We start from the raw sequence: 24,561 nt of genomic DNA on the forward strand, positions 1-24,561 counted from the left end.
ACCCCTCCGGGCGGGCGGACGACTTCGCGTCGTCCGACCGCCCTGAAATTTTTGTGCTAATTCCCGGAACCTCCGTGTTCCTCCCGGCATCTCACCCATTGTCGGTTTGGATGACGTTCAGGTCTTACGTCAGCGCGAATGGGGATGTCATGCGCGGGATCAATCGGAGGAGTCTGCTCGGGGCGGGAGTTGGTGCCGCGGCGGCACTGGGTCTGGCCGCCTGTAGTGGTGACAACCAGGACAAGCCTGGACGTTCCGGACCGGGCAAGGGTGGTGACGTGACCGGTGCGCCGACCACCTCCGCCACGCCCGGCAAGGATGACGCCCGGCCGATCGGCGACGGTTCCACCGCCGACACCGGAAAGCAGCCCCACCAGCCCGACGCGCCCGTGCCGCTCGAACCCGGCCAGACCCCGCCGCAGTTCGTGATCTTCTCCTGGGACGGCGCCGGCGAGGTCGGCAACGGCCTCTTCCCGCGCTTCCTCGAACTCGCCAGGAACCACGACGCGGCGATGACCTTCTTCCTCTCCGGCCTCTACCTCCTGCCCGAGTCGAAGAAGAGCCTCTACCGCCCGCCGAACAACCGGGTCGGCGCCTCCGACATCGGCTACCTCACCGACGACCACATCAAGGACACGCTGAAGTACGTCCGGCAGGCCTGGCTCGAAGGCCACGAGATCGGCACCCACTTCAACGGCCACTTCTGCGGCGGCTCGGGCTCGGTCGCCCACTGGACCCCGGCCGACTGGCAGAACGAGATCGACCAGGCCGTCGGCTTCGTCACCAAGTGGAAGACCAACACCGGCTGGACCGACCTCGACCCGCTGCCCTTCGACTACACCAAGGAGCTCGTCGGCGGCCGCACGCCGTGCCTGCTCGGCCAGGACAACCTGCTGCCCACCGCCAGGCGCCTCGGCTGGCGCTACGACGCCAGCTCGCCCGGCGGCCGCCAGATGTGGCCGGTCAAGCGCGGCGGCGTCTGGGACCTGCCGCTCCAGGCGGTGCCGTTCCCCGGCCACTCCTTCGAGGTCCTGTCCATGGACTACAACATGCTCGCCAACCAGTCGAAGAACACCACCAAGGGCGTGCCCTCCCGCTATCCCGGCTGGCGCAAGCAGGCCACCGAGGCCTATCTGTCCGGCTTCAACCGCGCGTACGAGTCCAACCGCGCCCCCTTCTTCGTCGGCAACCACTTCGAGCAGTGGAACGGCGGCATCTACATGGACGCCGTCGAGGAGGCCCTGAAGGGAATGGCCGCCAAGAAGGACGTGCGGCTGGTCTCCTTCCGGCAGTTCGTGGACTGGCTGGACGTCCAGGACCCGAAGATCCTCGCCAGGCTGCGTACCCTGGAAGTCGGCCAGTCCCCGGCGGGCGGCTGGAACGCATTCCTCAAGACCGTGTGACGCAGCTGCTTAGGCTTTCTTGACAAGGGGCTTTACGGGCACGTAGGGGGGTGCCCAAGATCCTCGAAACGCCCATGCGAAACTTTTCACATGAGTCTTAGCCGTGCGCCCCGCCGCACCCTGCTGACGGCCGGAGTCCTGGCCGCCGCGCTCGCGCTCTCGGCCTGTAGCTCGGACGGCAACGGCAAGTCCGGCGGCGGCGGTGACACCAACTTCGTGACCAACACGGGCGGTATCTCCACCGTCGCCAAGGGCGAGCGGAAGCCGGTCGACGAGATCGCCGGACAGACCCTCGAAGGCAAGCGGCTGGACGTCGCCGACCTCAAGGGCAAGGTCGTCGTCCTCAACGTCTGGGGCTCCTGGTGCCCGCCCTGCCGGGCCGAGGCCCCGCATTTCGCCAAGGTCGCGAACGAGATGAAGGCGAAGGGCGTCGAGTTCGTCGGGATCAACACCCGGGACTCCGACACCTCCAAGGGACTGGCCTTCGAGGAGGAGTTCGGGGTTCCCTATCCCAGCCTCTTCGACCCGACCGGAAAGCTCATTCTCAACGGATTCCCCAAGGGCTCCATGAATCCGCAGGCCATTCCGTCCACGATCGTTCTCGACAAGGACGGAAAGATCGCCGCGCGTTCGCTGATGGCGCTCGACGAGACCAAGCTCCGCTCCATGATCGAACCGCTCGTCGCGGAAAAGTGACGGGGAATGTGACGTGGATCCCAACCAGACGGTCCTGAGCGGCGCGCTGCTCCTCGCCCTGCCGATCGCCGTGCTCGGCGGACTCGTCTCCTTCTTCTCGCCGTGCGTGCTGCCGCTCGTCCCCGGCTACCTCAGCTACGTGACCGGGGTCACCGGCACCGACCTCGCCGAGGCCCGGCGGGGCCGGATGACCGCGGGCGCGGCCCTCTTCGTGCTCGGCTTCTCCGCCGTGTTCGTGTCCGGCGGGGCGCTGTTCGGCAGCTTCGGCTGGACCCTGCAGCAGTACCGGGACGTCCTCACCACCGTCCTCGGCATCCTCATGGTCCTCATGGGCGTGCTGTTCATGGGCCTGCTGCCGTGGGTCACCCAGCGCGAGTTCCGCTTCCACAAGAAGCCCGCCGCCGGCCTGGTGGGAGCCCCGGTGCTCGGCGCGCTGTTCGGCATCGGCTGGGCCCCCTGCATCGGTCCGACCCTCGCCTCCATCAACGCGCTCGCCATGGAGCAGGCCAGCGCCGGCCGCGGGGCGACGCTCGCCTTCGCGTACTGCCTCGGCCTCGGACTGCCGTTCATCCTCACCGCCATCGCCTTCCGCAAGGCGCTCGGCACGTTCGCCTGGGTGAAGAAGCACTACGCCTGGGTGATGCGGATCGGCGGCGGCATGATGATCGTGACCGGCGTCCTCCTGCTCACAGGAGCATGGGACAGCATGGTCTCCACGATGCAGGGCTGGGCCAGCGGTTACACGGTGGGGATCTGAGAGTTCCGAGATGAGCACGACAGACACGAACGACACCCAGGGCACCGACGGCACCGACGCCACCCACGACGCCGTGAGCGCCAGGGAGCAGGACGGCGGCCTCGGCGAGGCCGCGTCCCAGCTGTCCACCGCACCCGCCGAGGAGGCGGCCGTCGGCGGCCCCGCCCTCGGCGTCATCGGGTGGATCCGCTGGTTCTGGCGGCAGCTGACCTCCATGCGGGTCGCCCTGATCCTCCTCTTCCTGCTCTCCCTCGGCGCGATCCCCGGCTCCCTCATCCCGCAGACCAGCGCGGACGAGCTGAAGGTGCAGGCCTTCAAGGAAGCCCACGAGACCCTCACGCCGATCTACGAGAAGCTCCAGCTCTTCGACGTCTACAGCTCGGTGTGGTTCTCCGCGATCTACATCCTGCTGTTCGTCTCGCTCATCGGCTGCATCGTGCCCCGCAGCTGGCAGTTCGTCGGCCAGCTGCGCGGCCGCCCGCCGGGCGCCCCCAGGCGGCTCACCCGCCTGCCCGCGTACACCACCTGGCGCACCGAGGCCGGACCCGAGGAGGTCCGGGCCGCCGCGCTCGCGATGCTCAAGGGCCGCCGCTTCCGCGCCCACACCGCCGGTGACGCCGTCGCCGCCGAGAAGGGCTATCTGCGCGAGGCCGGCAACCTGGCCTTCCACATCGCGCTCATCGTCATGCTGGTCGCCTTCGCCTGGGGCCAGCTGATGAAGTCCGAGGGCGGCAAGCTGATCGTCGAGGGCGACGGCTTCTCCAACACGCTCACCCAGTACGACGACTTCAAGTCCGGCTCCCTCTTCGGCGTCGACGACCTGCCCGCGTTCGGCTTCACCCTGGACAGGTTCACCGGCACGTACGAGAAGAACGGCCCGCAGCGCGGCACCCCGCGCACCTTCGAGGCGGACGTCACGTACTCCCAGGACGGCGGCCCCGACAAGAAGGCCGTCATCCGCGTCAACGAGCCGCTGGAGGTCGGCGGCGCGAAGGTCTACCTGATCGCCCACGGCTACGCGCCCGTCGTCACCGTCCGGGACGGCCGCGGCAAGGTCGTCATGCGCGACGCCGTGCCGCTGCTGCCGATCGACAACAACATCACCTCGACCGGCGCGATCAAGGTGATGGACGGCTACCGCGACAAGAACGGCAAGAAGGAACAGCTCGGCTTCCAGGCCTTCTTCGTGCCCACCTTCGCCGGCGCCGGCAAGGGAAACATGTTCTCCCAGTTCCCGGCGCTCGGCTTCCCGGTCATGGCGCTCACCGGCTACCACGGCGACCTGCGCGTCAACTCAGGTCTGCCGCAGAACGTGTACCAGCTGGACACCTCGAAGATGAAGCAGTTCGCGGTCGACGGCGGCACCGGCAAGGCCAACCGTCTGCTCCCCGGCGAGACCATGACGCTGCCGGACGGCGCCGGCTCGATCACCTTCGAGAAGGAGATCAAGGAGTGGGCGAGCTTCCAGGTCTCCCAGCAGCCGGGCAACGGCCTCGCCCTCGCCGGCGCGATCGCCGCCATCGCCGGCCTCGCCGGCTCGCTGTTCATCCAGCGGCGCCGGATCTGGATCCGGGCCGTACGGGGCGAGGACGGCGTCACCGTCGTCGAGATGGCGGGCCTCGGCCGCAGCGAGTCCGCGAGGCTGCCCGAGGAGCTGGCCGACCTCGCGGTCACGCTCCACGCCAAGGCGCCCACCGCGCCGGAACCCCCGTCCGCGGAAGACCCTGCCGCGGAACCTGCCGCAAAGTCCGAAGGGGCTGAGAAGTGATCCTCGCCGCCGAGACCAACGAGAGCCTGGCGCAGATGAGCAACACGCTCGTCTACTCCTCGATGGCCGTCTACACGCTGGCCTTCCTGGCCCACATCGCCGAGTGGGTGCTGGGCAGCCGCAGCAAGGTCGGCCGTACCGCGGCCGCGCTCACCCAGCGGCAGGACACCGCCGCCCCCGCCGTGACCGTGCAGGTCAGGAACGCGGCCGGCGGCACCGCCGTGCTCGACAAGCCGAAGGTCGTCACCCGCGCCGCGGCCGGCGCCCGGGACGTGCCGGACGGACCCGGCGCCGCCGGCGGCACGGTCAAGGGCGACCTGTACGGCCGGATCGCCGTCTCCCTGACCGCGCTGGCCTTCCTCGTCGAGGCCGCCGGCGTGGTCACCCGCGCGCTGTCCGTGCAGCGGGCCCCCTGGGGCAACATGTACGAGTTCTCCACCACCTTCTCCACGGTGGCGGTCGGCGTGTACCTCGGCTTCCTGCTCTTCAAGAAGAACGTCCGCTGGATCGGTCTGCCGCTGGTGACCACCGTCCTGCTGGACCTCGGCGTGGCCACCACCTGGCTCTACACCGACAGCGACCAGCTGGTGCCGGCGCTCCACTCGTACTGGCTGTGGATCCACGTCTCCACCGCCATCTTCTGCGGCGCCGTGCTCTACCTCGGCGCCGTCGCCACCCTGCTGTACCTGTTCCGCGACTCGTACGAGAACAAGCTCGCCAGCGGCGGCAACCCGGGCTCCTTCGCCCGCTCCGTCCTGGAGCGGCTGCCCGCCGCCGCCAGCCTCGACAAGTTCGCGTACCGCGTGAACGCGGCGATCTTCCCGCTGTGGACCTTCACGATCATCGCCGGCGCGATCTGGGCCGGTGACGCGTGGGGCCGCTACTGGGGCTGGGACGCCAAGGAGGTCTGGTCCTTCATCACGTGGGTCGGTTACGCCGCGTATCTGCACGCCCGCGCCACGGCCGGCTGGAAGGGCCGCAAGGCCGCGTACATCGCGCTCATCGCCTTCGGCTGCTTCCTCTTCAACTACTACGGCGTCAACATCTTCGTGAGCAGCAAGCACTCCTACGCCGGGGTGTGAGCCGGGCCTGAGCAGGGGCTGAGCCGGCCTGAGCTGGCACCCGTCCCGCCCCGGGGCCACGCTGGAACCATGAGCGAGATACCCCGGGGCAGGAGCGAGACCCACGACGACCGGCACCACCTGCGGTTCGTGATCGAGCTGCCGCACCCGATGGTGAGTGTCTGGGCCGCCGTCGCGACACCGGAGGGCCTGCCGCAGTGGCTCTGCGCGGCGGACCCGCTGGAGCCCAGACTGGGCGGGCGGGTCACCCTGCGCTGGTTCAACAGCGACACCGTCCTGTCCGGGCGGGTGACCGCCTGGGACATGGAGAACGTCGCCGAGTACACCGTCGACCCCGGGCACCAGCGGATCCGCTTCCACCTGGAGCCCGCGACCGTCCTGCGCTTCACGCACGAGTTCCGCGGCACGCGCGACGAGAAGCTGAACGCGCTGGCCGGGTGGCACGAGCACTTCGAACGGCTCGCCGGCGCCCTGGACGGCCACCCCACCAACTGGCTCGACTGGACCGAGGACCGCCGGCGCGCGCTCCGCGAGATGTACGAGCTGGAGGACGCGCCCTGGCCGAAGTGGGTGCCGTAGGGCGGCCCGGCCGCCGCAGGCCCCGCCTCGGCCCCGCGCCTCACCCCCGGCGCGGCGGCAGGCAGCTCGCCGCCGGCGGCGAGCCCTCCGGCCAGGCGATGGCGACGAAGCGCTGTGAGCCGTCCTCGGCGAGTTCCACGATCGGCACCGCCTTGTTGTACGGGTTGCCGAAGTTGTCCAGGCAGATCCAGCCGCTCGCGCCCTGCACCCGCAGCGAGCCCTTGACCTGCGGCCACTGGGACGCGACGTCCGCGAGCTCCGGGTGGGCGGCGCCGTCCGGCGTGGCCTGGCGGATCGCGTGGACGGCGGTCGCCATCGCGTCGTACGCGACGATCGCCTGCCCGTCCGCGAGCGCGACCGGCTTCTTGGAGGCGCGGGCGATGTCCGTCACGAAGGTCTCGTACGCGACCGTCGAGCCGCCCGTCGCGGGGACCGGGCGGCCGGGCGCGGCGCGCCAGGCGTCGGGGTGGGCGAGGGACGCGTAGCGGACCGTCAGCCGGGCCTTGAGGGCCTTGCGGTCGAGCTTGGCGTCGGCGCCGAGGTAGGAGCCCTCGTCGCCGGTGAGGATCGTGAAGGGACGCTCGACGCAGCCGCGGGCGCCCAGCGCGTTGATGAACTGGCGCAGCTGGGTGTGCCGGCCGGCGAAGAACACGGTCTCCGCGCGGGTGTCGCAGATCAGGTGGGTGATCTGCTTGAACGTGTTGGCGGTGGTGCCCTCCTCGGTGGGGTCCGCGGGCGAGGTGAACAGCTGGGGCTCGTAGGGCGCGCCCTTGAGGGAGGCGGCGAAGGCCGACTTGAGGGTGTCGGTGTAGTGGTCGCCGGTGCGGGTGTCCTGGACGAGCAGGGCCTTGGCGGCGTCGACCCGGCCGAAGTGGGCCAGGGCCTTGGCCTCGTCGCCGTTGGTGGGCGAGACGCGCGCGAGGCCGGGGAAGCGGTTGTGGCCGGGGCCGTTGGCGATGTCGTCGGCGGTGATGGTGGTGCCGACGACGGCGACGCCCGCCTTGGTGAGGGCGGTGACGGCGAGCCGCACCTCGGTGGAGGAGGTGGCGACGCCGGTGACCGCGCGGAGCCGGTGCGGTGCCCCGGTCATGGCGGTGAGCTGGTCGACGGTGCTCTGCCAGTGGGCGTTGCCCTTGCCGGTGTTGGCGAGGACCAGGCGGATCTTGGGCGTCTCGCTGTTGGACTCGTGGTTGGCGCGGTACTGGCGGGCGTAGGCGCCCTGCACCTCGTGCAGCACCTTGACGCGCAGTCCGGGGTCGGGGGAGGTGAGCGGCAGCAGGACGGCGACGGTGGCGTACTGGTCGGCCTTGAGGGTGGCGTTCTCGCGGCCTATCAGGCCGGCCACCTCGGCGAGTTCGGGCACGCGGAAGTCGAAGCCGTCGCCGTTGACGCCGACGCACTCGTCGGAGCCCTTCGGGCGCTCGACGCCGGACGCGCAGGAACGGTTTTCCGGAGTGGTCCACGTCTTCACCGCCCAGCCCAGCGGCACTCCGACCACGAGCAGGGCGATCACGGCGGCGAAGAACTTCTGTCGCGGGGTGTAGAGATAACGGTTGCGCAGCCGGTCGGTCATCGCCTCAGACTCCGTCCTCGCGGCCGGGCGGCAGCGAGAGCCGGCGCCAGGCGTGTATGTCCCTCGGCCAGTGGGTGGCCGCGTCCCACAGCGGGCTGTTGCCCGTCAGATGGCGGCCGGAGAGCTGCCGCAGCTCGTGCGCCAGCTTCTCGGCCACCTCGCCGTCGGGCAGGGCGAGCGGATCGGTCAGCAGCCACACGGCGTGCAGCAGCCGCCGTACGGACAGGTGCAGGGCGGTCTGCTCGGCGTCGAGGCCCTGGAGGCCGTCCGCACCGTCGGGACCGCCACGGCCGTCGGGCAGCCGGTCCGGCGCCTGCCGGCCGAGGGCGATGGCCCGCCGCGGGTCGGGCCCGCCGGCTCCCGGCTCGCGCGGGTACGGCGCGGAGGCGATGAACCGGAGCCGGCCCAGCCAGCCGACCACGTCGGGCTCGGGGAACGTGACCCGCAGATGCGTCACGGCCTCCTCGGTGCGTCCGAGCGCCAGTTCGTGGTGCAGCCGGTACGGCAGGTGGGCGGCGGGCGCGCCGTCCCGCCCGTAGTGCCGGTGCAGCGTCTCGTGCACCGCCCGCCACACCGCGTACCGCGGGTGGTCGGCGTCCTCGAAGCGCAGCCGGTGCAGCAGCAGGGCGCGCAGCAGCGGGTCGGCGACGAAGTGCTCGGGCCCCTCGGGCCAGTCCTCGGCGCGCAGTTCGTCGCGGACCAGCAGGGCCATGTCGCCGTCGCGCGACGCGGTGTGCAGGCGGGTGCGGGCGAGCAGCCGCGCCGACTCCTCGTCGTGGGCGGCGGCGAGGACGGTGAACGGCTCCAGGCGCGGCTGCGGCAGGAGCGCGCCGAGGAGGGCGGGCGCGACGGGCACCGGGCGGGCGTCCTCGCGCAGCTCCACGGTCAGGTCGAGCAGCGCGCCGGGCGTGAGCCCGGGCCGCTCGGCGCGCGGCGCCTCCGCGGCGGCCTGCCCGAGCAGCATCACGCCCAGCGGCCGGCCGCCGGTCAGCCGGTGGACGCCGCGGGCCAGGTCGGCCGGGGTGAGCCCGGACGGGTCGAGCCGGTCGAAGGCGGCCTGGGTCTGGGCGGGCGAGAGCGGGGTGAGGTCGACGGCGAGGATGCCGGAGGTGACGTCGTCGCCGCGCGGGGCGGGCGCCCGGTGCGCGGTCTCCGGCAGCCGCAGCCGGTGGGCGTGGCGCAGGCCCTCGTGCTCGCGCACCCGGGAGGCGGCGACGACCACGACCTTGTCGCGCAGCCCGTCGTGGCGGGCCCGCAGAATCGGTTCGACGAGCCGGCGGCCCAGCTCGCCGTGGGCGTTGTCGAGCAGGACGACGGGCCGGCCGCGCCGGGTGCCCATCCGGGTGAGGCCGCGGTAGGCCTGGCCCAGGTCCTCGACGAGCGCGCCGACCAGGAAACCCTCGGCCTCCTGGCGGCGGCGGCCGCCCTGCGCGAAGTCGACGGCCAGCTGCTGGAGCCCGGCCTTGCCGCGTCCGCCCGCGTTGCGGTAGGTCCCGTACCAGCTTTCGGACTTCTGCTGGAACTTGCCGAAGACCTCCTCCAGGACCGTCTCCACGGTGGCCTCGGCGAGCAGCCCGGCGAGCGGTGCGGCGGCGTCGGCGAAGGTGGCGGCCAGCTTGGTGAGCACCTTGGTGACCCAGTTGGCCGCCGCGCCCTTGGTGGCGTCGACGGTGGACAGCACCGGGCCGAGGCGCTGGAGGTCGCGCTGGGCCCGCTCGTCGTCCTCCTGCGTCCAGCCGGTGGAGGCGACCGCGACGAGACCGAGCGAGAGCCGCGGGAACTGCACCGGCTTGGCGCCGGTCACCCGTGGCGCCAGCTGGACGGCGAGCTCGGCGAGCGCGCCGGTCAGCTCGGTCCAGCCCGGCCCGTGGTCGGCGGGCGGCTCGATCCGGTCGCAGTCGAGCAGGGCGAGCGGGGTGGCGCCCTTGTAGACGTTGCGGAGCTGCTTGAGCAGGGCGGTCTTGCCCATGCCGCGCCCGCCGGTGAGGACCACGACGGGCGGGTCGTCGCCGTGCTCGTACGGGACGCGGGCGAGCCCCTCGCCGCCGAGCCCGACCAGTCGCGCGGCGAGTCCCGTGCGGTGGAGCACCGCCTCGCGGCCGTATAGGACCCTGTCCACCCGCCACCCCCTGCATCCCACCAGACGTGCCCCGTCACATCCTCAAGTCGAGATTATCGACCGGGAGTTGGGCTTCGGCCAGGCTTTTGGGTCACGGAGCTGTCACTCTGCGGTGATGGCGTCGAGCTGGGCGCGCAGATAGGCGTGGGACTCGATGCCGTTGATGGTGGTGCCGGGTGTGCACTCGTAGAAGTAGACCAGCGACATCAGCTCCTCGGCGGGCGCGTCGGCGGGCGGCGGCAGGACGCGGTGCCGCCCGGAGCGCCAGCGGCCGCCCGTCCAGCCGGCCATCAGATCACCGATGTTGACGGTGAAGGCGGCGGGGTCGTACGGCGCGTCGAGCCACCCGTCCGCCTCTGTGTAGAGCTGCAACCCACCCTTGCCGGCCTGCCGGTCGAGGACGGTGACCGTGCCGAAGTCGGTGTGCGGCCCGATCCGGAACTGTCCGGGCTCGGGCTCACCGGTCCGGTCCCTGCCGGGGTACCAGTTGATGTTGAATCCGAAGGTGGGATGCCCGGTGTGCCGGGTGAAGAAGTCGGCGTCCTCGCCGAGCGCGAGCCCGAGCAGATCGAGGACGCGATCGGACAGCTCCCGCATCTGCCGCAGGTACTCCTCCACGAGTCCCCTGAGCTCCGGGACCTCGGCGGGCCAGGTGTTCGGCAGGAACCACTCCGCGTCGACGGCCGGGTCGCCGGTCGGCTCCTCGGCCGCGAAGGACAGCGACTCCTTCAGGTCCGGCGGGGTCGCGGTGCCCTCCGCGTACCCGTTGGCCTCCGCACCGGGCCGGAGCCAGCCGCGCCCGCCGACCTTCACGGCGTACGGCGCCTTCACGGCGGCCGGCAGATGGAAGAAGGCGCGGGCACTCTCGCGGATGGCCGCCCGCAGGCCCTGCTCCACCCCGTGCCCGGTGACCAGCAGGAACCCGGCCTGCCGCAGGGCCAGGTCGACGGCGGGCAGCTGACCGGCCGGGTCCCGGCCGAGATCGATCGTCAGAAGCCGGGCCTCACTCATCACCGATGTCCTCACTCCACAGCTCAGGCCGCTCCCGGATGAACTCCCGCATCATCGCGACGCATTCGGGATCGTCGAGCACGAGCACCTCGACCCCGTGCTCCGCCAGCCAGTCGTGCCCGCCGTGGAAGGTCCGGGCCTCGCCGACCACCACCCGCGAGATCCCGAACTGCCGGACGAGCCCGGAGCAGTACCAGCACGGCGACAGCGTCGTCACCATCGTCGTCCCCCGGTACGAGCGCTGCCGCCCCGCCGCCCGGAACGCCTCGGTCTCCGCGTGCGCCGACGGATCCCCGCCCTGCACCCGCCGATTCCGCCCCCGCCCGAGCAGCACGCCGTCGCCCCCGTACAGCGCGGCCCCGATGGGAATCCCACCCTCCGCGAGCCCGCCCCGCGCCTCCGCGACCGCACCGGCGAGCCACCGCCGGGCCAGTTCCTGATCCATGGGGGGAGCCTTCCCCGGACGCTGCCGAGGCTCACCCCGTGCATCGTTCGGCCTAGCGAGGCGCGGCACGCGCGATGCCCCCTTCGTATCGTCGAGGAAGGGGCTTCACGCTCTCAGGAGGCATTCGTGAACCGTCGTACCGCGATGGCGGGCATAGCCCTGGCTGCCGCTTCCGCCCTTCCGGCAGCACACGTGGCGCACGCCCAACAGGACCTGGACTGCGCGGACTTCGCCTTCCAGGAAGACGCGCAGGCCGAGTTCAACCGCGACCGGCGTGATCCGCACCGACTCGACGAGGACCAGGGTCCTGATGACGGCATCGCCTGTGAGGCGTTGCCCAGGCGCATGGGCGCCACACCTCGGCCCCTTGTGCCGACGGCCGTCCCCACCCGGACCATGGCGCCCCAACCCACCGCCCCGACGGCTCTGCCGTCCTTCGGGGCGCGCGGCGGCCTGGGCGGATCGGCCGGGCCCCACCGGCTGGAGGTGTACGCCGGCCTCGGCCTCGCCCTCTGCGCGGCCGCGGGTGTCGCCTACCGCCTGATGCGCCGCAGGCCTTGAGCGGCGCGGGAGGGGACGGGGGCTCGACGACCGGCCTGCCGGTCGACAGGCAGGTCCGCTACGCCACGGGCAGGCTGTAGCGCATCCGGTACCGGTGCGTCCAAGGCAAGCGGCGCGGTGGGCCGGTTGGTAATCTTGACGGGCTCGTCGGCTCGTACTCCGCGTGGGGAGGAAGGTCGCATGGCCACCGGGATCGGTGCACGTCCGGCGCCCGCCTTGCGGCGGTACGTCGACTCGTATGTCGGTTTCGACCTCCGCGGGCTCCCGGCCGGGGTGCACTGCGGCCCGCCGGGTCGCGTTCTCACTGCGGTGATCAGCCTGTCGGACCCCTTGGAGGTGGCGGCGGGCGTGGGCGACGGGTCGCCGGTCACCCGATTCGGCAGTGTGGCCGGCGGTCTGATGGGCCGGTCCGTCGCGATCCACCACGACGGACGCCAGCAAGGTGTGAAGGTGGCGCTGACACCGCTCGGGGCCCGGGCCGTCTACGGCATGCCCGCAGCTGTGCTCGCCCACCGACTGGTCCCGCTGGACGAGCTTCTCGGAGCGCTCGGTGTCGAACTGGCCGACCGGCTCCGAGCGGCATCGACATGGGCGGCGCGGTTCACCGTACTGGACGAGTTGCTCCTGCGAGCTGTTGGCCGAGGCGCCGACAGCGACCATGTGCGCCGGATGCGCCCCGAGGTGGCCGAGGCCTGGCGCTGCCTCGTCGCCGCACGGGGCTGCGTCCAGGTCGGTGCACTCGCCGCGGAACTGGGCTGGAGCCGCCGGCACCTCACCGAACGGTTCCGTGGCGAGATGGGCCTGTCACCGAAGGCCTTCGCCCGCGTTCTCCGCTTCGAGCACGCGCACGACCTGGCGACGGCGCGGGACCGGCTCCCGTGGCCCGATGTGGCGACCATCGCCGGCTACGCCGACCAGGCCCACCTCGTCCGGGACTGGAGCGAGTTCACGGGCCGGACGCCGACGGCCTGGCGGCACGGCGAGGTCCTCCTCGGGACCGGGTAGCCGCCGACCGACCGACCGACCGCCCGTCGCGTCGGCTGGTGTTCCCATTCCTTCAAGACCACCCGGTCGCTGCGGTGTGACGATCGGCGGCATGAGACTCGTCAACGAACACGACGCCATCGACCTGCGGACCACCCCCGTGCACCTCGGACTGGGATCGACGGCGAAAACCGTCGAGGGCTTCGCCTGGGACCCGGAGGCGCTCCAGGCCTACAGCGCCGCGGTTGCGGCAGACGGCGCCGAGGGCCGGATGGTGATGATCTTCGACGGCGACGGCCCCGGCGACCACTGGGAGAAGCACCCCGCCGGCGACGAACTGCTCGTCTGCCTCAGCGGATCGGTGACGGTCACCCGTGACCTGGACGGAGCGCCCCACCGCGTTCTGCTCGGGCCCGGCGAGGCCACCGTCAACCCGGCCGGGGTGTGGCACGCCGTCGACATGAGCGGGCCGACGTCCATCCTGACCATCACCGCAGGCCTCGGCACCGACCACCGTCCTCGCACCGACACCCACCCGGCCGAACGCCTCGGCGTCCCGGGACCGGAAGCATCATGACGACGCGCATCGCCTGCCTCGGCGACAGCCTCACCCGCGCGCTGATCAGTGCCGACTACCTGGACGTACTCGGACGACGCCACCCATCCGGTGATCTGCAGCTTTCCCGCTTCGGCGCCAACGGCGACTTCGCCTACAACCTCCTGCGAAGCCTCGACGCCGTCATCGCGAACCCGCCCGGCGTCATCACCGTGCTGATCGGGACCAACGACGCCCGAGCGAGCCTTGCCGGCTACCGCGTCGACAAGGTCATGAAGCGCAAACAGCTCCCCGAACGCCCGTCAGCCGGCTGGTTCCAGCAGTGCCTGGGAGCCGTCGTCGAACGACTGCGAGCGGAGACCGACGCGAGGATCGGTCTGCTGTCGCTCCCGGTTCTCGGCCAACAACTCGACGGAGCAGCGGCGCAGGCATCGCAGCGGTACAGCCGGCTGATCGCCGAAGTCGCCACCACCAACGGGGTGACGTACCTTCCACTCCACGAACGCCAGACCGAGGATCTCCGCCGAGCGGACCCACCGCCGATTCCCTACCGGGAGGCCACCCCCGCGGCGGGCCTCGGCGTCCTCGTCCAACGCGCCGTGCTGCGCCGCGACTTCGACACGATCTCGCGGCGCCGGAACCTCGTGCTCACGACCGACCACATCCACCAGAACAGCCGCGGCGCCACCCTGATCGCCGAGGTCATCGACGCCGGCCTCCTGACCCGGAACGCGTAGCGGGTTCCCGAGCCGCAGCCGGATGGATGCCCCCCCCCCAGCGGGGTGCCGGGATCACGCGGCGGCGTCGGCCTCCTCCTCGTAGGGGAAGCGGGCGAGCGGGGCCTCGCCGTGGAAGAAGGTCCTGGCACGGCTCATCGCCCGCTCGTCGGCCCGCACCCGGCCCGGGCGGGAGCCCGTGCCGGTCAGGACGCCGCCGAAGCGCATCCGCAGGTAGGCCGCCGAGAGGCTCAGGCCGGTCACCAGGCCGTCCGCGACCACGTGGTCGTCGTCGGCCATGGCCGTCACGCCCCACAGCGTGCCGCCCGCCATGCGCTCCTTGAAGTCAGAGCCGGGCACGTTCAGCCAGCCCGACCAGTAGTCCAGGTAGCGCTTGCTCTGCGCGGAGAGGCTGTACCAGTACAGCGGCGAGACGATGACGACGTCGGTCGCCTCCGCCGTGGCCCGCCACAACAGCTCCTCGTCGGCCGTGACCTGCCGGTCGCCGCTCTCGTGCCGCCCGTCCTGGAAATCGGGCAGCGCCAGCCGGTTCAGATCCACCCAGCGCTGCGTGGCACCGGCGGGCAGATGCGCGGCGGCGGCGCGGGCGAGCATCTCGGAGTTGCCGTCGGGGCGGGAGCTGCCGAGGACGAAGAGGAACGAGCGGTGCGGGCTGTGTCCGGGGTCGAGGGTCATGTCGCTGCCAACTCCTCGGCCGCGGGGGCTATTCCTCGGCCGAGGCGGTGTCCGTTCCGGTGCCCGGCATGACGTTCCCGTCCTCCTCCCCCCACTGCCACGCCCGCAGCTTCTCCGGGTTGCGGACCGCCCAGATGCGGGTCACCCGGGTGTCGGACAGGTCGAAGGCCGCCACCGTCACCGTCCGGCCCGCGTTCTGGGCGACCAGGCCCGGGGTGCCGTTGACCGTGCGTTCCAGGAGGGTGAGTGCGGGGGCCTTGGTGGCGATGAAGAGGAGGTAGTCGGCGATGCGCGTGGCGCCTTCGAGGGGGCGCAGGACGGCGCCGACCAGGCCGCCGCCGTCGGCCACCAGGGTGGCGTCCGGGGCCAGGAGCGCGAGCAGGGCGTCGATGTCCTTGGCTTCCCAGGCCTCCTTGAAGTCGCGGATCAGGGCCGCCCGACCAGGCGTCGAGGGTGGCGTGGTCCGCGCGGCGCGCAGGCGGCGGCGGGCCGAGGCCGCCAGCTGGCGGCAGGCGGCCGGCGTGCGGCCGAGCATCGTGGCGATGTCGGCGAAGGGGTAGCGGAAGACGTCGTGGAGGACGAACGCGACCCGCTCGGCGGGGGTCATCGCCTCCAGGACGACCAGGAAGGCCATGTTCACCGACTCGTCCAGGGTGATCCGGTCCGCCGGGTCCGACAGGCCCCACTCGGTGCGGTCGGGCAGCGGCTCCGGTATCCACTCGCCGACATAGCGCTCGCGCCGCGCCCGCGCCGAGCCGAGCTGGTCGAGGCAGACCCGGGTCGCGACCGTCGTCAGCCACGCGGCGGGGTTGTCGACGGCGGCCCGCCGCTCGCGCGACAGGGCGTACCAGCGGGCGTACGTCTCCTGCACGGCGTCCTCGGCCTCGGCCGGTGAGCCGAGCAACCGGTAGGCCAGATTGGTCAGATGGCGCCGCTCGGCGATGACGTCGTCCGGCGATTCCAGCGCCGCCTCGACCGGTGTGCTCATGTCCGCCCTCACATTTCCCCGTGCTGTGTCGTCGGGGATACGACACACCCTCCGAGGGTCCGAGCGAAAAGGATTTCGTCATGACCGAGAGCACGTCGTCCGTCTTCACCCGGGTCGCGATCGGCCTGCAGACCCTGACCCTCTTCTTCCAGGCGGCCACCGCCGGGCTGCTGCTGTCCACCTCCTACGGCTACACGCTGCACGACGCCGGGTCGAAGGTGATGTACGGCGCGACCATGCTGTACGTGCTCGCCGCCGTCCTCGCGTGGAAGCCGGGCGGCGGGCCGCTGCGGCCGGTCCTGTACTCCACCGGTTTCCTCGTGCTCGCCTCCGCCCAGGTGGTCCTCGGCGTCGCGCACGTGCCCTCGCTGCACGTGCCGCTCGGCGTCCTGATGTTCGGGCTGAGCGTCCTCGACCTCGGACGGACTCTGGTGGCCGGCCGTGCCGGCCGGGCCGGGCGGGGGCGATCGGCGGTTCCGATGGCCCCATCGGCATGACGCCTCACTGGCCCGTGGACCGGGCGGGCGGCCCGTTCGTAACGTCGACGGCATGAGAAACGAGACCAGCGCGAACCAGACCAGGGGCACCCTTGAACTCACCCTCGCCATGGTGCTGTCCGGCACCCTCGGCATCTTCGTCGTCGAGTCCGGCGCCTCCCCGTTCACCGTGGTGTTCTTCCGGTGCCTCTTCGGCGCGGTCGCGCTCGGGGCGTACAGCCTGGCCCGCGGGTTCTTCACCGGGCACGGGCTCACGCCCCGCAAGCTCGGGCTCGCCGCGCTCGGCGGGGTGTTCATCGTCTTCAACTGGGTGTTCCTCTTCGAGGCGTACGAGGCGACCTCGATCTCCCTGGCCACCGTCGTCTACCACACCCAGCCGTTCTTCCTGGTGCTGCTCGGAGCGGTGGTGCTGCGGGAGCGGATCACCGCCGCGAAGGTGGGCTGGCTCGTCGTCGCCTTCGCCGGGCTCGTGCTCGTGTCCGGTGTCCGGCCGGGCGACACCGGCTCCCTCAAGGGGCTCGGCTTCGCGCTCGCCGCCGCCGTGCTCTACGCCCTCTCGACGATCGTCACCAAGCGGATCACCGGAGTCCGGCCGCACCTGATCGCGCTCGTCCAGGTCACCGTCGGCATCCCGCTGCTCCTGCCCTTCGCCGACTTCGGCGAGGCCGCCCGGCTCGGCACCGGCTGGGCCTGGCTGGCCGGGCTCGGGCTGATCCACACGGGAGTGATGTACGTGCTGATGTACGCGGCCTACGCCAAGCTGCCCACCGCCCGGATCGCGGTCCTCGCCTTCACCTACCCGGCGGTCGCCATGGTCGCCGACTGGGCGGTGTACGGGCACCACATCGGCCTCGTGCAGGCGCTCGGCGTCCCGCTGATCGTCCTCGCGAGCCTCAGGGTCACGCTGGCGAAGGCTCCGGCGACCCCGGCGACTCCTCGCTCACGAGCCGCCGCGCCTGCTCCACGAACAGCCGGACGTGCTCCGGCAGCCGCTTCCCCCGCCGCCACGCGATCTGCGTGAAGAGTGTGAACGGCGGCGCCCAGTCCAGCGCCACCAGTGCCCCGGACGCCAGGTCCTCAGCGACGGCGATCCGGGGCAGCAGCGCGATCCCGAGCCCGGCGGCCACGCCCCGCTTGCTGGCCTCGATCGTGCCGTACTCGGTGAACACCGGCCCGTACGGCTTCAGTTCCGCCTCGAACAGGTCCCGGTACGCGCAGCCCGGCTCCGTCCCCACCAGGGCGCAGGCCGCCAGGTCGGCGGGCGTCAGACCGGTGCGCCCGGCCAGCGGGTGGCGTGGCGAGGCCACCAGGACCAGCGGCTCCTCCGTCAGGACCTCGCTCTCCAGGCCCTCGTGCGCGGTCTCCCGTTCCATCAGCAGACCGAGGTCGTACGTGCCCTCGCGCAGCGCCTGACGGGTCGCGTCGCCGAGGGTGGGGCGCAGGGAGAGCCGGATGCCCGGGTAGCGGTGGTGGAAGAGCTCGAGGAGCGGCGGAAGACGGTAGGAGGTCAGCGACTCCATGGTGCCCACGGCGATCGTGCCGGCCGGTTCGCCGCCGGAGGCGACGGCCGCCCTGGCCTCGTCGGCGAGCGCGATGATCTGCCGGGCGTACGGCAGGAGCCGTTCGCCGGCCTCGGTGAGCCGGATGCGGGAGCCGAGCCGCTCGAAGAGCTCGGCGCCGAGGGAGGTCTCCAGGGCCCGGACCTGGCTGGTGACGCTGGACTGCGCGTAGGCGAGTTCGGCGGCGGCCCGGGTGAAGGAGAGGACCGTGGCGACCTTCTCGAAGGTGACGAGGAGCCGCAGCTCCATGTCAGGCGTCCTTGCCGTCCTCGCCGCGCCTCTCCTCGGACTGCTCGCCGCGCTCGCGCTTCTTCAGCTCCTCCTCGCGGCGGCGCAGGTCGGCCTCCCAGTCCTTGAGGAGGGACTCGTCCTTCTTGTTCTCTTCCTTCAGGGACTTCAGGAACTCGGGGTTGTCGTCGGGGGCGACCCACTCCTGGCGGTGGTTGCGGTGCCACTCGCTGGGCGTGGAGCCGCCGGCCGGGCCGCGGCGCAGCTTGCCGGCCGCGAACCAGACGATCGGGCCGACGATCCAGAAGAGCAGGATGATGATGACCCAGACGACCTTGGGAAGGTGCTTGACCTCGTCCTCGGGGGTGTTCAGGCAGTCGATGAGCGAGTAGATGACCAGCGCCAGCGGCAGGATGAACATCAGTGCCCTGAGCATGTGGGACAGCCCCCTGGAAGCGGTGTCGGGACGCGATCGGGACGGCCCCGGTGACAGGTCAAGCCTAGCCGGTGACCGATACTGGGCCCCATGGCTTACGACGATCTCCGCTCGCTGCTCCGGGCGCTGGAGCGCGAAGGCGACCTCAAGCGCATCAAGGCCGAAGTCGATCCGTACCTGGAGGTCGGGGAGATCGTCGACCGGGTGAACAAGGCGGGAGGCCCGGCGCTGCTCTTCGAGAACGTGAAGGGCTCCGCCATGCCCCTCGCGATGAACGTGTTCGGCACGGACCGCCGGCTGCTGAAGGCACTGGGTCTGAAGTCGTACGAGGAGATCAGCGACAAGATCGGCGGGCTGCTCAAGCCGGAGCTGCCGCACGGCTTCGTCGGAGTCCGCGAGGCCTTCGGGAAGCTGGGCTCGATGGTCCACGTGCCGCCGAAGAAGGTGAAGGACGCCCCCGTGCAGGAGGTGGTCCTGACCGGCGACGACGTCGACCTCGACAAGCTGCCCGCCCTCTTCACCTGGCCGAAGGACGGCGGTTCCTTCTTCAACCTGGGCCTGACCCACACGAAGCACCCCGAGACCGGGATCCGCAACCTGGGGCTCTACCGGCTCCAGCGGCACGACAAGCGCACCATCGGCATGCACTGGCAGATCCACAAGGACAGCCGCAACCACTACGCGGTGGCGGCCCAGCGCGGGGAGCGGCTGCCGGTCGCGATCGCCTTCGGCTGCCCGCCGGCCGTCACGTACGCCTCGACGGCGCCGCTGCCGGGCGACATCGACGAGTACCTGTTCGCCGGGTTCGTGCAGGGCAAGCGGATCGAGATGGTGGACTGCAAGACGGTCCCGCTCCAGGTCCCGGCCCAGGCGGAGGTCGTGATCGAGGGCTGGCTGGAGCCCGGCGAGATGCTGCCGGAGGGCCCCTTCGGCGACCACACCGGCTTCTACACGCCGCAGGAACCGTTCCCCGCCCTGAAGATCGACTGCGTCACGATGCGGAAGCGTCCGCTGCTCCAGTCGATCGTGGTCGGCCGCCCGCCGACCGAGGACGGCCCGCTGGGCCGCGCCACGGAGCGCTTCTTCCTGCCCCTGCTCAAGATCATCGTGCCGGACATCGTGGACTACCACCTGCCGGAGTCGGGCGGCTTCCACAACTGTGCGATCGTCTCGATCGACAAGAAGTACCCGAAGCACGCGCAGAAGGTCATGCACGCCATCTGGGGCGCGCACATGATGTCGCTGACCAAGCTGATCGTCGTGGTCGACAAGGACTGCGACGTCCACGACCTCCACGAGGTCTCCTGGCGCGCGCTCGGCAACACCGACTACGCCCGCGACCTCACGGTCGTCGAAGGCCCGGTGGACCACCTGGACCACGCCTCCTACCAGCAGTTCTGGGGCGGCAAGGCGGGCATCGACGCGACGAAGAAGTGGCCCGAGGAGGGCTACACCCGCGACGGCGGCTGGCCGGACATGGTCGAGTCGGACCCGGCGACGGCGGCCCTGGTGGACCGCCGCTGGAAGGAGTACGGGCTGTGACCACGGCAGCGGTGCCCGGCGCCCGGCCGGGCCGTACGAAAGCCTTCCTCCGGCTCGTCATGATCGAGCACTCGGTCTTCGCGCTGCCCTTCGCGTACATCGCCTCGCTCAGCGCGATGTACCAGCTGGACCGCACGATCCACTGGTGGACGCTGTTCCTGGTGACCGTGTGCATGGTGGGACTGCGGACCTTCGCCATGGCCTGCAACCGGATCATCGACCGGGAGATCGACGCCCGTAACCCGCGCACCGCGAACCGGGAGCTGGTGACGGGCGCGGTGTCGGTGCGGTCGGCGTGGACGGGCGCGGGGGTGGCCGTGGTGGTCTTCCTGGGCGCCGCGGCCCTGCTGAACCCGCTGTGCCTGGCGCTCGCGCCGCTCGCCGTCGTCCCGATGGTGGTCTATCCGTACGGCAAGCGGTTCACGAACTTCCCGCACGCGATCCTCGGGCTCGCCCAGTCGATCGGTCCGATCGGGGCCTGGCTGGCGGTGACCGGCGAGTGGTCCTGGGACGCGGTGGTCCTGGGCCTGGCGGTCGGCATCTGGATCGGCGGCTTCGACCTGATCTTCGCCTGCCAGGACGTCCAGGCGGACCGCGCCGAGGGCGTCATGTCGGTCCCGGCCCGCTTCGGCATCCCGGCGGCCCTGTGGGGCGCGCGGGCCTCGGCGGTCGTCACCACGGGCCTGCTGGTCTGGTACGCGCTGCTGACGGACGCGGGCGCGTTCTTCTGGGTGGGCCTGGTGATCGTGGCGGCGGCCTTCTGCTACGAGCACTCGATCGTGAAGCCGCACGACCTGTCCCGCCTGAACCGGGCGTTCTTCACGGTCAACGGCTTCATCGGGATCGCGCTTTTCGCGTGCGCGCTGCTGGATCTCCTGGTGCGCGGGCTGACCGTGTGACTCGATCGTGTGTGCTGCCTTCGGTTTCCCGGTTCGTCCAGACCTGACGGGGCCTGCGGGAGGCGTCAGGCGGTCAGGGCGGCGCGGCCGGGGCCGCGGCGGAGGACGAAGGCCGCCGTCACTCCCGTCAGCAGGCCGAACAGGTGGCCCTGCCAGCTGATCCCGTCGGTGGGGACCACGCCGGTCAGCATCGAGCCGCCCCACACCGCGGCGACGAGCAGGCCCACGACGGCCTCCAGCGGTCTGCGGTCCACGAAGCCGCGGGCCAGCACGTAACCGAAGAGGCCGAAGACCACGCCGGACGCGCCGGCGGTGACGGTGCCGGACGGCGAGAACAGCCAGACGCCGAGGCCGCCGAAGACCACGACCAGCGCCACGACGGCCAGGAAGCGCCGGATGCCGCCGAGTGCGGCGAGGAAGCCGAGGACCAGCAGGGGCACGGTGTTCGCGGCGACGTGGCCGAAGCCGAAGTGCAGGAAGGCCGACGGCACGATGTCGGCCAGCTCGCCGGACTCGCGCGGGGTGACGCCGTACGGGTCGAGGGCGTGCCCGGTCGCGAGGTCGGCGGCTTCGAGCAGCCACAGCAGGACGACCCAGCCCGTCACCAGCTTGGCCGCTGCCTTCGCCCGGTCGGACGGGCCCCATCCGTCGATCGCGGGTCCGCTCATTCCCTGCCCCCTCCTGGACGTTCGCCTCCGCACCGGGTCAACGTCCGGGGCACCTTACTCCGTGCCCCGTGTGCCCCTCCGGATAGGCTCGTCGGCGTGGAGCCGGTGAACAAGCAGCAGCGTCGTCCCTGGGTGGTCGGGGTGTCCGGGGCGTCGGGGACTCCGTATGCCGCCGCCGTACTGCGGGGGCTGCTCGCGGCGGGGGAGAGCGTCGACCTGGTCGTGTCGCGGGCCTCGCGGCTGACGCTGCTCGACGAGACGGGGATCGCCTTCCGGGACGCGCACTGGCGCGAGGACCTGGCGGAGTGGCTGGCGCGGGGTGCCGACGGGAAGCCGGGGACGTTCCGGGTGTCCGCCGACGCCGTCGACGACGTGCGGTACTGGCCGGCCGGGGACCTGGCGGCGGGGCCGTCCTCCGGGTCGTACCCCGTCAAGGGGATGCTGATCGTGCCGGCGTCGACGGCCGCCGTGGCCGGGGTCGCGCTCGGGCTGTCGAAGGACCTGCTCCAGCGGGTCGCGAGCGTGACGCTCAAGGAGCGGCGGCCGCTGGTCGTCGCCGTGCGGGAGACCCCGCTGAACGGGCAGACGCTGAAGCACATGGTGGCGCTGGACGAGGCGGGCGCCGTGGTGCTGCCCGCCTCTCCGGCGTTCTACGCGGGTGCGACGCACATCCAGGACCTGGTGGACTTCGTCGCGGGGCGGGTGCTCGACGCGGCAGGGGTGCCGCACGAGCTGTACCGCCGGTGGAAGGGAGAGCTCGGTGGAGCCGCTTCCCGTCCTGACTAGCGCTTCTTGGCGGCGCGCTTCGTGGCTGCGGCGCGCTTCGAGGCGGACGGCTGGTGGGCACGCGAGCGGTTGGCCATCTCCTGCAGCTCGCGCATACGGGCGTAGGCCATCTCGATCGTGTACACGGTGAACACCACTCCTGAAGATCGTCTTTGATCTGAATGAACGATTCACAGGGCGTCTGGCCCTGTGTACCTTTGATTCTATACCCAAACTCGCGGTATCGCTGGACAATGGAAGGCTTCGTACCTATGGACGCCGTGGACAGGCAGCTCATCCAGGCCCTGCGCGAGAACGGCCGGGCCTCGTACGCCGAGCTCGGCCGGCTCGTCGGGCTCTCCGGCCCCTCCGTCACCGACCGCATCAACCGCCTGGAGGCGGCCGGGGTCATCACCGGTTACCGCGCCACCGTCGACGCCGCCTCGCTCGGCCTCGGCGTCACCGCGCTCATCGGCATCTCCCTCTCCGACGCCGCCGACCACGAGGACGTGGCCCGCCGGCTGAAGGACCTGGCCGAGATCGAGGACTGCTGGTTCATCGCCGGCGACGACTCCTTCATGCTCAAGGTCCGCGCCAACGACGTCGACGGCCTGGAGAAGACCATCCGCCGGCTCTCCGGAACCAAGGGCGTCTCCCGCACCCGCACCACGATCGTGCTGTCCACCAAGTGGGAGAACCGGGTCGGGGACCTGCCGGAAGAGGGCTGACGCGCGGCGGCCGTGGGGGCCCCATCCGCCCGAAGGGCGGGGGAGTACGGTGGGGGAAGCCTGATTTCGGAAACATGGGAGGCGGCCGCAGATGGACGCTGGGCTCAAGCGGGAGCTGGAACAGAAGGTTCTCGCCGGAGAGCGGCTGAGCCGTGAGGACGGCCTCGCGCTGTACGAGTCCGACGACCTGGCCTGGCTCGGCGGCCTCGCCCACGAGGTGCGGACGCGGAAGAACGGCGACGTCGTCCACTTCAACGTCAACCGTCACCTCAACATGACGAACGTCTGCACCGCCTCCTGCGCCTACTGCTCCTTCCAGCGCAAGCCGGGCGAGAAGGACGCGTACACCATGCGCATTGAGGAGGCCGTGCGCCTCGCGAAGGCGATGGAGAACGAGAACCTCACCGAGCTCCACATCGTCAACGGGCTCCACCCCAACCTGCCCTGGCGCTACTACCCGCGCTCGCTCTCCGAGCTGAAGAAGGCGCTGCCGAACGTCTCGCTCAAGGCCTTCACCGCCACCGAGATCCACCACTTCGAGACCATCTCGGGCCTGTCGGCCTCCGAGATCCTCGACGAGCTGATCGAGGCCGGTCTGGAGTCGCTGACCGGCGGCGGCGCCGAGATCTTCGACTGGGAGGTCCGGCAGCACATCGTGGACCACCGCACCCACTGGGAGGACTGGTCCCGGATCCACCGCCTCGCGCACGAGAAGGGTCTGAAGACCCCGTGCACGATGCTCTACGGGCACATCGAGGAGCCGCGCCACCGCGTGGACCACGTGCTCCGGCTGCGCGAGCTCCAGGACGAGACCGGCGGCTTCCAGGTCTTCATCCCGCTGCGGTACCAGCACGACTTCGTCGACATGCAGGACGGCAAGGTCCGCAACCGGCTCCAGGCCCGGACGACGATGGCGACGGGTGCCGAGGCGCTGAAGACCTTCGCCGTCTCCCGGCTGCTCTTCGACAACATCCCGCACGTCAAGGTGTTCTGGGTGATGCACGGCGTCCAGACCGCGCAGCTGGCGCTCCAGCACGGCGCTGACGACATGGACGGCTCGGTCGTCGAGTACAAGATCACCCACGACGCCGACAACTACGGCACCCCGAACAAGCTGACCCGGGAGGACCTCCTGGAGCTCATCCGGGACGCCGGCTTCCGCCCGGTGGAGCGCAACACGCGCTACGAGGTGATCCGCGAGTACCCGGGCCCGGACCCGGAGCGCCGCGAGTCGCCGCAGCCGATGCGGGTCTGAGAGCCGATGCGCGGCTGAGTCCGAGGGGGCCGGGTCCGAGGGGACCGGGT

At 71.2% G+C, this 24,561-nt stretch carries 26 protein-coding genes and 1 pseudogene; 17 read left to right on the forward strand and 10 right to left on the reverse strand.

The genetic code is table 11. From position 1 onward, the window contains the following. Nucleotides 1-149: 149 nt before the first annotated feature. From ACFVGS_RS32860 to ACFVGS_RS32885, 6 genes are all read left to right on the forward strand, one after another. A complete protein-coding gene (locus tag ACFVGS_RS32860; RefSeq protein ID WP_384421083.1) occupies nt 150-1,403 on the forward strand; it encodes a hypothetical protein in 1,254 nt (417 codons plus the stop codon). 90 nt (nt 1,404-1,493) lie between these two features. Then, the gene (locus ACFVGS_RS32865; RefSeq protein ID WP_384421085.1) at nt 1,494-2,099 is read left to right on the forward strand and encodes a TlpA family protein disulfide reductase; all 606 of its coding nucleotides are present in this window, start codon (nt 1,494-1,496) and stop codon (nt 2,097-2,099) included. Between the two features lie 13 nt (nt 2,100-2,112). Beyond that, nucleotides 2,113-2,856, forward strand: coding sequence for a cytochrome c biogenesis CcdA family protein (locus ACFVGS_RS32870; RefSeq protein WP_384421087.1), 744 nt, complete (start codon nt 2,113-2,115; stop codon nt 2,854-2,856). Nucleotides 2,857-2,866: 10 nt separating this feature from the next. Further along, nucleotides 2,867-4,624: a cytochrome c biogenesis protein ResB gene (locus ACFVGS_RS32875; RefSeq protein WP_385695658.1), complete on the forward strand. Its 1,758-nt coding sequence runs from the start codon at nt 2,867-2,869 to the stop codon at nt 4,622-4,624. Continuing rightward, the gene (ccsB, locus tag ACFVGS_RS32880; protein ID WP_385695661.1) at nt 4,621-5,706 is read left to right on the forward strand and encodes a c-type cytochrome biogenesis protein CcsB; all 1,086 of its coding nucleotides are present in this window, start codon (nt 4,621-4,623) and stop codon (nt 5,704-5,706) included. Before ACFVGS_RS32875 ends, ccsB begins: the two co-directional genes overlap by 4 nt. Before the next feature lie 69 nt (nt 5,707-5,775). After that, nucleotides 5,776-6,285 (forward strand): SRPBCC domain-containing protein, encoded by a 510-nt coding sequence (locus ACFVGS_RS32885; protein ID WP_385695664.1) that lies wholly within the window; start codon nt 5,776-5,778, stop codon nt 6,283-6,285. Nucleotides 6,286-6,325: 40 nt separating this feature from the next. Here the strand turns inward: ACFVGS_RS32885 and ACFVGS_RS32890 are convergent, their stop codons facing one another. From ACFVGS_RS32890 to ACFVGS_RS32905, 4 genes are all read right to left on the reverse strand, one after another. Beyond that, nucleotides 6,326-7,858, reverse strand: a complete 1,533-nt coding sequence (locus tag ACFVGS_RS32890) for an ABC transporter substrate-binding protein (RefSeq protein WP_385695667.1) — start codon at nt 7,856-7,858, stop codon at nt 6,326-6,328. Nucleotides 7,859-7,862: 4 nt separating this feature from the next. Beyond that, the gene (locus ACFVGS_RS32895; RefSeq protein WP_385695670.1) at nt 7,863-9,977 is read right to left on the reverse strand and encodes a hypothetical protein; all 2,115 of its coding nucleotides are present in this window, start codon (nt 9,975-9,977) and stop codon (nt 7,863-7,865) included. Between the two features lie 102 nt (nt 9,978-10,079). Further along, on the reverse strand, nt 10,080-10,988 hold the full coding sequence (locus tag ACFVGS_RS32900; protein WP_385695673.1) for an isopenicillin N synthase family dioxygenase: 909 nt from the start codon (nt 10,986-10,988) through the stop codon (nt 10,080-10,082). After that, nucleotides 10,981-11,433 (reverse strand): nucleoside deaminase, encoded by a 453-nt coding sequence (locus ACFVGS_RS32905; RefSeq protein ID WP_384421097.1) that lies wholly within the window; start codon nt 11,431-11,433, stop codon nt 10,981-10,983. Before ACFVGS_RS32905 ends, ACFVGS_RS32900 begins: the two co-directional genes overlap by 8 nt. A gap of 126 nt (nt 11,434-11,559) precedes the next feature. Here ACFVGS_RS32905 and ACFVGS_RS32910 point away from each other — a divergent pair, with 126 nt between their 5' ends. The 4 genes from ACFVGS_RS32910 (at nt 11,560) to ACFVGS_RS32925 (ending at nt 14,271) form a co-directional block, all read left to right on the forward strand. Next, complete coding sequence (locus ACFVGS_RS32910; RefSeq protein WP_384421099.1) at nt 11,560-11,994, forward strand: hypothetical protein; 435 nt, start codon at nt 11,560-11,562, stop codon at nt 11,992-11,994. A 180-nt stretch (nt 11,995-12,174) separates the two neighbouring features. Next, entirely contained in the window at nt 12,175-12,999 is an 825-nt protein-coding gene (locus ACFVGS_RS32915; protein ID WP_385695677.1) for a helix-turn-helix domain-containing protein, read from the forward strand. A 91-nt stretch (nt 13,000-13,090) separates the two neighbouring features. Continuing rightward, the gene (locus tag ACFVGS_RS32920; protein WP_384421103.1) at nt 13,091-13,555 is read left to right on the forward strand and encodes a cupin domain-containing protein; all 465 of its coding nucleotides are present in this window, start codon (nt 13,091-13,093) and stop codon (nt 13,553-13,555) included. Then, a complete protein-coding gene (locus tag ACFVGS_RS32925; RefSeq protein ID WP_384421105.1) occupies nt 13,552-14,271 on the forward strand; it encodes an SGNH/GDSL hydrolase family protein in 720 nt (239 codons plus the stop codon). Before ACFVGS_RS32920 ends, ACFVGS_RS32925 begins: the two co-directional genes overlap by 4 nt. Nucleotides 14,272-14,325: 54 nt before the next feature. Here the strand turns inward: ACFVGS_RS32925 and ACFVGS_RS32930 are convergent, their stop codons facing one another. Both ACFVGS_RS32930 and sigJ read right to left on the reverse strand, forming a co-directional pair. Then, entirely contained in the window at nt 14,326-14,946 is a 621-nt protein-coding gene (locus ACFVGS_RS32930) for an NAD(P)H-dependent oxidoreductase (RefSeq protein WP_384421107.1), read from the reverse strand. A 28-nt stretch (nt 14,947-14,974) separates the two neighbouring features. Beyond that, on the reverse strand, nt 14,975-15,934 hold the full coding sequence (sigJ, locus tag ACFVGS_RS32935) for an RNA polymerase sigma factor SigJ (RefSeq protein ID WP_385695681.1): 960 nt from the start codon (nt 15,932-15,934) through the stop codon (nt 14,975-14,977). 80 nt (nt 15,935-16,014) lie between these two features. Between sigJ and ACFVGS_RS32940 the strand changes: the two genes are divergently transcribed. Both ACFVGS_RS32940 and ACFVGS_RS32945 read left to right on the forward strand, forming a co-directional pair. Further along, on the forward strand, nt 16,015-16,431 hold the full coding sequence (locus ACFVGS_RS32940; RefSeq protein ID WP_384421111.1) for a hypothetical protein: 417 nt from the start codon (nt 16,015-16,017) through the stop codon (nt 16,429-16,431). Nucleotides 16,432-16,483: 52 nt separating this feature from the next. Then, complete coding sequence (locus ACFVGS_RS32945) at nt 16,484-17,452, forward strand: DMT family transporter (RefSeq protein WP_385695684.1); 969 nt, start codon at nt 16,484-16,486, stop codon at nt 17,450-17,452. Here ACFVGS_RS32945 and ACFVGS_RS32950 read toward each other — a convergent pair. Further along, nucleotides 17,364-18,239, reverse strand: a pseudogene (locus ACFVGS_RS32950) (LysR family transcriptional regulator); the annotation flags it as partial. The gene ACFVGS_RS32945 and the pseudogene ACFVGS_RS32950 sit on opposite strands and share 89 nt — an antisense overlap. Nucleotide 18,240: 1 nt before the next feature. Next, nucleotides 18,241-18,654 (reverse strand): PLD nuclease N-terminal domain-containing protein, encoded by a 414-nt coding sequence (locus ACFVGS_RS32955; protein ID WP_384421114.1) that lies wholly within the window; start codon nt 18,652-18,654, stop codon nt 18,241-18,243. Nucleotides 18,655-18,744: 90 nt separating this feature from the next. Here ACFVGS_RS32955 and ACFVGS_RS32960 point away from each other — a divergent pair, with 90 nt between their 5' ends. Beyond that, on the forward strand, nt 18,745-20,196 hold the full coding sequence (locus ACFVGS_RS32960; protein WP_384421115.1) for a menaquinone biosynthesis decarboxylase: 1,452 nt from the start codon (nt 18,745-18,747) through the stop codon (nt 20,194-20,196). Next, nucleotides 20,193-21,095 (forward strand): menaquinone biosynthesis prenyltransferase MqnP, encoded by a 903-nt coding sequence (gene mqnP / locus ACFVGS_RS32965; protein ID WP_384421117.1) that lies wholly within the window; start codon nt 20,193-20,195, stop codon nt 21,093-21,095. Before ACFVGS_RS32960 ends, mqnP begins: the two co-directional genes overlap by 4 nt. A gap of 65 nt (nt 21,096-21,160) precedes the next feature. On the opposite strand, the gene ACFVGS_RS32970 is transcribed toward mqnP, so the two are convergent. Beyond that, nucleotides 21,161-21,763, reverse strand: a complete 603-nt coding sequence (locus tag ACFVGS_RS32970) for a rhomboid family intramembrane serine protease (RefSeq protein ID WP_384421119.1) — start codon at nt 21,761-21,763, stop codon at nt 21,161-21,163. Between the two features lie 105 nt (nt 21,764-21,868). Between ACFVGS_RS32970 and ACFVGS_RS32975 the strand changes: the two genes are divergently transcribed. Further along, a complete protein-coding gene (locus ACFVGS_RS32975; protein WP_384421160.1) occupies nt 21,869-22,549 on the forward strand; it encodes a UbiX family flavin prenyltransferase in 681 nt (226 codons plus the stop codon). Here ACFVGS_RS32975 and ACFVGS_RS32980 read toward each other — a convergent pair. Further along, nucleotides 22,546-22,686, reverse strand: a complete 141-nt coding sequence (locus ACFVGS_RS32980) for a hypothetical protein (RefSeq protein WP_384421121.1) — start codon at nt 22,684-22,686, stop codon at nt 22,546-22,548. The two genes, ACFVGS_RS32975 and ACFVGS_RS32980, sit on opposite strands and share 4 nt — an antisense overlap. A gap of 114 nt (nt 22,687-22,800) precedes the next feature. On the opposite strand from ACFVGS_RS32980, the gene ACFVGS_RS32985 reads away from it, so the two are divergent. Beyond that, on the forward strand, nt 22,801-23,256 hold the full coding sequence (locus ACFVGS_RS32985; protein ID WP_031013392.1) for an Lrp/AsnC family transcriptional regulator: 456 nt from the start codon (nt 22,801-22,803) through the stop codon (nt 23,254-23,256). Nucleotides 23,257-23,347: 91 nt separating this feature from the next. Next, on the forward strand, nt 23,348-24,511 hold the full coding sequence (gene mqnE, locus ACFVGS_RS32990) for an aminofutalosine synthase MqnE (RefSeq protein WP_384421123.1): 1,164 nt from the start codon (nt 23,348-23,350) through the stop codon (nt 24,509-24,511). Nucleotides 24,512-24,561 lie beyond the last annotated feature (50 nt).

Source organism: Streptomyces sp. NPDC127114, from assembly GCF_042677525.1.
Classification (GTDB): domain Bacteria; phylum Actinomycetota; class Actinomycetes; order Streptomycetales; family Streptomycetaceae; genus Streptomyces.

What these genes read in the sequence shown, in the direction of transcription:
- ACFVGS_RS32860 (WP_384421083.1), top strand. Translation starts at nt 150, where the DNA reads ATGCGCGGGATCAATCGGAGGAGTCTGCTCGGGGCGGGAGTTGGTGCC.
- ACFVGS_RS32865 (WP_384421085.1), top strand. Translation starts at nt 1,494, where the DNA reads ATGAGTCTTAGCCGTGCGCCCCGCCGCACCCTGCTGACGGCCGGAGTC.
- ACFVGS_RS32875 (WP_385695658.1), top strand. Translation starts at nt 2,867, where the DNA reads ATGAGCACGACAGACACGAACGACACCCAGGGCACCGACGGCACCGAC.
- ACFVGS_RS32885 (WP_385695664.1), top strand. Translation starts at nt 5,776, where the DNA reads ATGAGCGAGATACCCCGGGGCAGGAGCGAGACCCACGACGACCGGCAC.
- ACFVGS_RS32890 (WP_385695667.1), bottom strand. Translation starts at nt 7,858, where the DNA reads ATGACCGACCGGCTGCGCAACCGTTATCTCTACACCCCGCGACAGAAG.
- ACFVGS_RS32900 (WP_385695673.1), bottom strand. Translation starts at nt 10,988, where the DNA reads ATGAGTGAGGCCCGGCTTCTGACGATCGATCTCGGCCGGGACCCGGCC.
- ACFVGS_RS32905 (WP_384421097.1), bottom strand. Translation starts at nt 11,433, where the DNA reads ATGGATCAGGAACTGGCCCGGCGGTGGCTCGCCGGTGCGGTCGCGGAG.
- ACFVGS_RS32915 (WP_385695677.1), top strand. Translation starts at nt 12,175, where the DNA reads ATGGCCACCGGGATCGGTGCACGTCCGGCGCCCGCCTTGCGGCGGTAC.
- ACFVGS_RS32920 (WP_384421103.1), top strand. Translation starts at nt 13,091, where the DNA reads ATGAGACTCGTCAACGAACACGACGCCATCGACCTGCGGACCACCCCC.
- ACFVGS_RS32925 (WP_384421105.1), top strand. Translation starts at nt 13,552, where the DNA reads ATGACGACGCGCATCGCCTGCCTCGGCGACAGCCTCACCCGCGCGCTG.
- ACFVGS_RS32930 (WP_384421107.1), bottom strand. Translation starts at nt 14,946, where the DNA reads ATGACCCTCGACCCCGGACACAGCCCGCACCGCTCGTTCCTCTTCGTC.
- sigJ (WP_385695681.1), bottom strand. Translation starts at nt 15,934, where the DNA reads ATGAGCACACCGGTCGAGGCGGCGCTGGAATCGCCGGACGACGTCATC.
- ACFVGS_RS32940 (WP_384421111.1), top strand. Translation starts at nt 16,015, where the DNA reads ATGACCGAGAGCACGTCGTCCGTCTTCACCCGGGTCGCGATCGGCCTG.
- ACFVGS_RS32945 (WP_385695684.1), top strand. Translation starts at nt 16,484, where the DNA reads ATGAGAAACGAGACCAGCGCGAACCAGACCAGGGGCACCCTTGAACTC.
- ACFVGS_RS32955 (WP_384421114.1), bottom strand. Translation starts at nt 18,654, where the DNA reads ATGCTCAGGGCACTGATGTTCATCCTGCCGCTGGCGCTGGTCATCTAC.
- ACFVGS_RS32960 (WP_384421115.1), top strand. Translation starts at nt 18,745, where the DNA reads ATGGCTTACGACGATCTCCGCTCGCTGCTCCGGGCGCTGGAGCGCGAA.
- ACFVGS_RS32970 (WP_384421119.1), bottom strand. Translation starts at nt 21,763, where the DNA reads ATGAGCGGACCCGCGATCGACGGATGGGGCCCGTCCGACCGGGCGAAG.
- ACFVGS_RS32985 (WP_031013392.1), top strand. Translation starts at nt 22,801, where the DNA reads ATGGACGCCGTGGACAGGCAGCTCATCCAGGCCCTGCGCGAGAACGGC.
- mqnE (WP_384421123.1), top strand. Translation starts at nt 23,348, where the DNA reads ATGGACGCTGGGCTCAAGCGGGAGCTGGAACAGAAGGTTCTCGCCGGA.